Annotated in this window: 8 protein-coding genes; 5 read left to right on the top strand and 3 right to left on the bottom strand. The window is 69.1% G+C overall.

Annotated features, from left to right (window positions below):
- The 5 genes from B0W88_RS29655 to tolA all read left to right on the top strand — a co-directional run.
- Positions 1-712: aminotransferase class I/II-fold pyridoxal phosphate-dependent enzyme (locus tag B0W88_RS29655; RefSeq protein ID WP_144007058.1), on the top strand; the 712-nt coding region annotated here is incomplete at its 5' end.
- Positions 709-1,119, top strand: coding sequence for a tol-pal system-associated acyl-CoA thioesterase (gene ybgC, locus B0W88_RS29650; protein ID WP_077038122.1), 411 nt, complete (start codon positions 709-711; stop codon positions 1,117-1,119). The genes B0W88_RS29655 and ybgC, both read left to right, overlap by 4 nt.
- Positions 1,116-1,805, top strand: coding sequence for a protein TolQ (tolQ, locus tag B0W88_RS29645; protein ID WP_077038121.1), 690 nt, complete (start codon positions 1,116-1,118; stop codon positions 1,803-1,805). Before ybgC ends, tolQ begins: the two co-directional genes overlap by 4 nt.
- 1 nt (position 1,806) lies before the next feature.
- Positions 1,807-2,250, top strand: a complete 444-nt coding sequence (tolR, locus tag B0W88_RS29640) for a protein TolR (RefSeq protein ID WP_077038120.1) — start codon at positions 1,807-1,809, stop codon at positions 2,248-2,250.
- A gap of 13 nt (positions 2,251-2,263) precedes the next feature.
- Complete coding sequence (gene tolA / locus B0W88_RS29635; RefSeq protein ID WP_233151892.1) at positions 2,264-3,181, top strand: cell envelope integrity protein TolA; 918 nt, start codon at positions 2,264-2,266, stop codon at positions 3,179-3,181.
- Here tolA and B0W88_RS29630 read toward each other — a convergent pair.
- From B0W88_RS29630 to B0W88_RS29620, 3 genes are all read right to left on the bottom strand, one after another.
- A complete protein-coding gene (locus B0W88_RS29630) occupies positions 3,156-3,659 on the bottom strand; it encodes a DoxX family protein (RefSeq protein ID WP_083749155.1) in 504 nt (167 codons plus the stop codon). The two genes, tolA and B0W88_RS29630, sit on opposite strands and share 26 nt — an antisense overlap.
- A 5-nt stretch (positions 3,660-3,664) precedes the next feature.
- Entirely contained in the window at positions 3,665-4,381 is a 717-nt protein-coding gene (locus B0W88_RS29625; protein ID WP_077038119.1) for a putative DNA-binding domain-containing protein, read from the bottom strand.
- A partial coding sequence (locus B0W88_RS29620) for a DUF692 domain-containing protein (protein ID WP_144007057.1) occupies positions 4,378-4,979 on the bottom strand: 602 nt, incomplete at its 5' end. The genes B0W88_RS29625 and B0W88_RS29620, both read right to left, overlap by 4 nt.

Here is a 4,979-nt window from a genome sequence, read left to right as displayed (position 1 = left end):
CGCGCAGGTGCGCGAGGCCTGGGACGAGCGCACGCGCGGCGTGCTGCTGGCCTCGCCCAGCAACCCGACCGGCACGTCCATCGAGCCGGACGAGATGCGCGCCATCGTCGAGGCGGTGCGCGAGCGTGGCGGCGTGACCATCGTCGACGAGATCTACCTGGGCCTCAGCTACGAGGAACGCTTCTCGCACAGCGCGCTGGCCTTCGGCATCGACGACGTGATCTCGGTCAACAGCTTTAGCAAGTATTTCGGCATGACCGGCTGGCGGCTGGGCTGGCTGGTGCTGCCGCCGGCGCTGGTGGCGCCGGTCGAGAAGCTGGCGCAGAACCTGTTCATCTGCGCCTCCAGCATCGCCCAGCATGCGGCGCTGGCGTGCTTCGAGCCCGAGGCGATCGCCGAGTACGAGCGGCGCCGCGAGGCCTTCCGCGCACGCCGCGACTACGTGGTGCCAGCCCTTCAGTCGTTGGGCCTGAGCGTGCCGGTCATGCCCGACGGCGCCTTCTACGCCTGGATCGACTGCTCCGCCTTTACGGCCAGCTCCTGGGACTTCGCCTTCGAGCTGATGGAGAGCGCGCAGATCGCGCTGACGCCGGGCCGCGACTTCGGCCGCCTGGGCTCCGAACGCTGGCTGCGCCTGTCCTTCGCCAGCAGCATGGAGCACCTGCAGGAAGCCATCGCGCGGCTCGCCACGGTGCTGAAGAAGCAGCGATGAGCCTCTTCCAGCATCCGGTCCGCATCTACTGGGAAGACACCGACGCCGGCGGCATCGTGTTCTATGCCAACTACCTGAAGTTCTTCGAGCGCGCCCGCACCGAGTGGCTGCGCAGCCTGGTCGAACTCGGCCAGGAACAGATGAAGCAGGAACTGGGCGCGATGTTCGTCGTCAGCGAGACCGCCGTGCGCTACCTGAGCCCCGCCCGCCTTGACGATCTTTTACAGGTCAGCGTCGAGGTGAAGGAGGCGGGCCGTGTCAGCATGACGCTCTTCCAGCGGGCCATGCTGAACGGCACCGTGCTTGCCGAAGGCACCATCCGCATCGGCTGCGTCTCCCCTGCTAACCTGAAACCCGTGCGCATTCCCGCGCCGATCCTGCAAGCCCTGCAGAACAAGAGTCCATGAACAACGACCTTTCCATCGTCTCGCTGATCGCCCATGCCAGCTTCACCGTGCAGCTCGTCATCGGCGCCCTGCTGCTGGTCTCGCTGGCCAGCTGGAGCGTGATCTTCGGCAAGCTGATCTCGCTGTCGAAGATCAACAGCAGCAACGCGGCCTTCGAGCAGGAATTCTGGTCCGGCAAGAACCTCAACGAGCTGTACAACGGCGTGGCCGGCAAGAACGGCGGCGCGCCGCTGGAGCGCATCTTCGCCTCCGGCATGCGAGAGTTCCTGAAGCTGCGCGAGCGCCGCGTCGGCGACGCCACTGCCCTGCTCGACGCCTCCCGCCGCGCGATGCGCGCCAGCTTCCAGCGCGAGCTGGACGCGATGGAGAGCAACCTGTCCTTCCTCGCCTCGGTCGGTTCGGTCTCGCCCTACGTGGGCCTGTTCGGCACGATCTGGGGGATCATGCACGCCTTCGTCGGCCTCTCGAACCTGACGCAGGTCACGCTGGCCACGGTGGCGCCGGGCATCGCCGAGGCGCTGGTGGCCACGGCCATCGGCCTGTTCGCCGCCATCCCCGCGGTGCTGGCCTACAACCGCTTCGCCCGCCAGATCGACCGCAGCGCGATCACGCTGGAGACCTTCATCGAGGAGTTCTCCAACATCCTGCAGCGCAACGCCGGCACGCCTGCGCCAGCAGCCCACTGACATGGCAGCGATCTCTTCACGAGGCCGCGGCCGCCGCCGCACGATCAACGAGATCAACATGGTCCCGTTCATCGACGTGATGCTGGTGCTGCTGATCATCTTCATGGTGAGCGCACCGCTGATCACCACCGGCGTGGTCGACCTGCCCAGCGTGGGCCGCAGCAAGCAGCAGCCCGACCACGTCGTGCACATCACCGTCGGCACCGACGAGCGCATGAAGCTCAAGGTGGACAACGGCGACGAATCCTCGGTCGTGCTCAAGGGCCTGGCCGACCGCGTCAAGACCGCCCAGGCCGGGCAGGACAACACGCCGGTCGTCATCTCGGCCGACAAGGCCGTCAAGTACGAGGCCGTGGTCAAGGTGATGGACGCGCTGCAGACGGCAGGCATCCAGCGCGTGGGCCTGGCCGTGCGCAACTCCGGCGCCGCCGCAGGCAACAACTGACCCCCGTCCTGCCGTGACCACGATCTCGCTTCATCGCCGCCACGACCCGTTCCGCCCGCCCGAGGCGCCGGGGCTGGGCCGCGGCATGCTGTTCGCGCTGGCTGCTCACATCCTGCTGGTAGTGGCGATCAGCATCAACGTGCAGTGGCGCACGAAGACGCTGCCGACGGCCGAGGCGGAGCTGTGGTCGACCGTTCCGGTAGCCGCCGCGCCGAAGGAGGTGCTCCCGCCACCGGAGCCTGAACCCGAGGTGAAACCCACGCCCAAGGTGCAGCAGCCGCCTCAGCCCTCGCCCGCCGAATTGCAGGCCCAGCGCGACGCCGAGATCGCCATCGCCAAGCAGAAGGAACAGAAGCGCAAGGAAGCCGAGCGCCAGGCCGAGCTGGAGGAGCAGAAGCGCCAGAAGGCCTTGAAGGACAAGGCGGACAAGCTGGAGAAGGAGAAGGCCGACAAGCTGGAGAAGCAGCGTGCCGAGGACAAGGCCAAGGCCGACAAGGAAAAGGCCGACAAGGCCGACAAGGACAAGCAGCTCAAGGCGCAGAAGGCCGACGATGCCCGCCGCGAAGCCCAGCGCCAGGAGAACCTCAAGCGCATGATGGGCATGGCCGGCGCCAGCGGCGACGCCAATGCCACCGGCCGCGCGCAGAAGAGCGCCGGCCCCTCGGCCAGCTATGGCGGCCGCATCGTGGCCCGGGTGAAGCCGAACATCGTCTACGCGGACAACCCAGCCGGCAACCCCGCCGCCGAGGTCGAAGTGAAGATCGCGCCGGACGGCACCATCATCGGACGCAAGCTGGTGAAGTCCAGCGGCCTGCCCGAGTTCGACAACGCCGTGCTGCGCGCCATCGACAAGACCGAGGTGCTGCCGCGCGACGTGGACGGCAGCGTGCCGCCCTCGCTGGTGATCACCTTCCGCCCGAAGGACCTCTGAGCTTCAGGCCGATCAGCGCATCGGCCGACCAGCGCCCGGCGCCCCAGAGGCCGATCGCCACGATCAGCGTGCCCCAGAGCTGGTGCCCCATCAACGCCGCGGGTGCGATCTCCTCCAGGCTCAGCACCGCCATGATGTTGACCACGGTGAGCCCGGCCGCCGCGAAGCGCGTGCCCAGGCCGATGATCAGCAGCGACGACAGGCCCAGCTCGCCGGCCGTGCCCATGTAGGCCGCCAGTTCCGGCGGCAGAAAGGGCACGTGGTACTCGTCCTGGAACAGCGCCAGCGTGACGGACCAGTCGCGGATCTTGGTGAGGCCCGAGAGCAGGAAGACCTGGGCCACGTAGAGCCGTGAGGCCAGCAGCGCCAGCGATTGCAGGTGGCTCAGGATCGTGCGGATCCAGCCGGGGACGCGGGCGTCGGAGGTGGTCTCGCCCAGGCCCGGGTCGATGAAGAAGCGCAGGATGCCGGTGATCATGGTCGTCAGTCCTCTTGGTCGTCGGTGTCATCGCGAAGGCGCACGGCCAGCAGCCAGCCTTCGCCGAGCGCCGCCTGCAGCCAGGCGGCGAAATCATGTTCAGGGTCGGCCAGCGCCGCCGTATCGAGCGCCTGCCCGAGGCTGCGGCCGGCCAGCAGCGCGGCGATCAGGGCCGCATCGCCAAGCGAGACGGCACGGCTTTCGGCGCGCCAGTGGCGGCGCCACACCAGCCAGGGGCCGTCGCTCTGCGGCAGCAAGGTGAGCCCCGGCCGCAACAGCAATTGCAGCCGCGCCGGCTCGGTGTCGGCCAGGCGCTGCAGCGATGCCGCATCCGGCAGCGGCGCATCGGCCGCACGTTCCGCCTGGTGGATGGCCCATTCGAGCCGCGCCAGGTCGAGCGGCGCGGGCTCGATGCCCGGCTGCGCGGCCAGGAAGCCAGCCAGCCCGCCCCCCCACAGGGCCAGGTCGCCCTGCCGCGGCGGCGCGCTGCGCCAGAAGGCCCAGGCCATCGCATCGAAATCATCCGCACCCAGCCAGTCGCGCAGCCGCGGGAACACCGAGCCCAAGGCCCGGGCGGCCAGCGCTCGGGCATTGAGCCGGTACGCATCGAGGCCGCGTTCGATACCGATGGTGCCCACCGATGCCAGCCCGTCGACGCCGGCACCGGGCCGCCCCAGCACCGCATCGACCAGCCGCTGCTGGCGCTCGCCCAGCCCGCTCATCGCCAGGTCTCCGCCAGCATCGCTGCGGCCTGTTCGGCCTCGCCCAGCAGCACGTCGAGCGCCGGGACGTCGGTGTCCCATTCGATCAGGCTGGGCACCCGGCCGAAGCGTCGCAGGGCATGCGCGTACACCTGCCACACCTCGGCAGCGACCCGGCTGCCATGGTCGTCGATGACGATGCCGGGCAGTTCGGCATGGCCGGCCAGGTGGATCTCGCCGACCGGGATGTCCTGGCGCAGCGCCTCGATCCAGGCCCGCGCCTGCATCACCGCGGCGGCACGGTCGGCGCCGCGGTTGCGGGCGTTGACCACGAGGTTGTTGACGTCCAGCAGCAGCCCACAGCCGGTGAGCCGCGTCAGCTCGTTGAAGAATTCGGGCTCGGTCATTTCGTCGTCGCCCCAGCCCACGTAGGCGCTGAGGTTCTCGACGAGGATGGGGCGCCGCAGCCGTTCCTGCACCTGCTGGACGTTGTGCGCCATGACAGCGAGCGCCTCGCGGCTGAATGGCACCGGCAGCAGGTCGTTGGCATGCAGGCCCGGCTCCACGCGGGCGAAGGACGCGTGGTCCGACACCCGCACCGGCTCGACCCGCTCGACCA

The organism is Pelomonas sp. KK5 (genome assembly GCF_001984095.1).
In the GTDB taxonomy this organism is placed as follows: Bacteria; Pseudomonadota; Gammaproteobacteria; order Burkholderiales; family Burkholderiaceae_C; genus KK5.
Note: the sequence above shows the minus strand (reverse complement) of the source record. Positions and strands in the feature narration are given on the sequence as shown.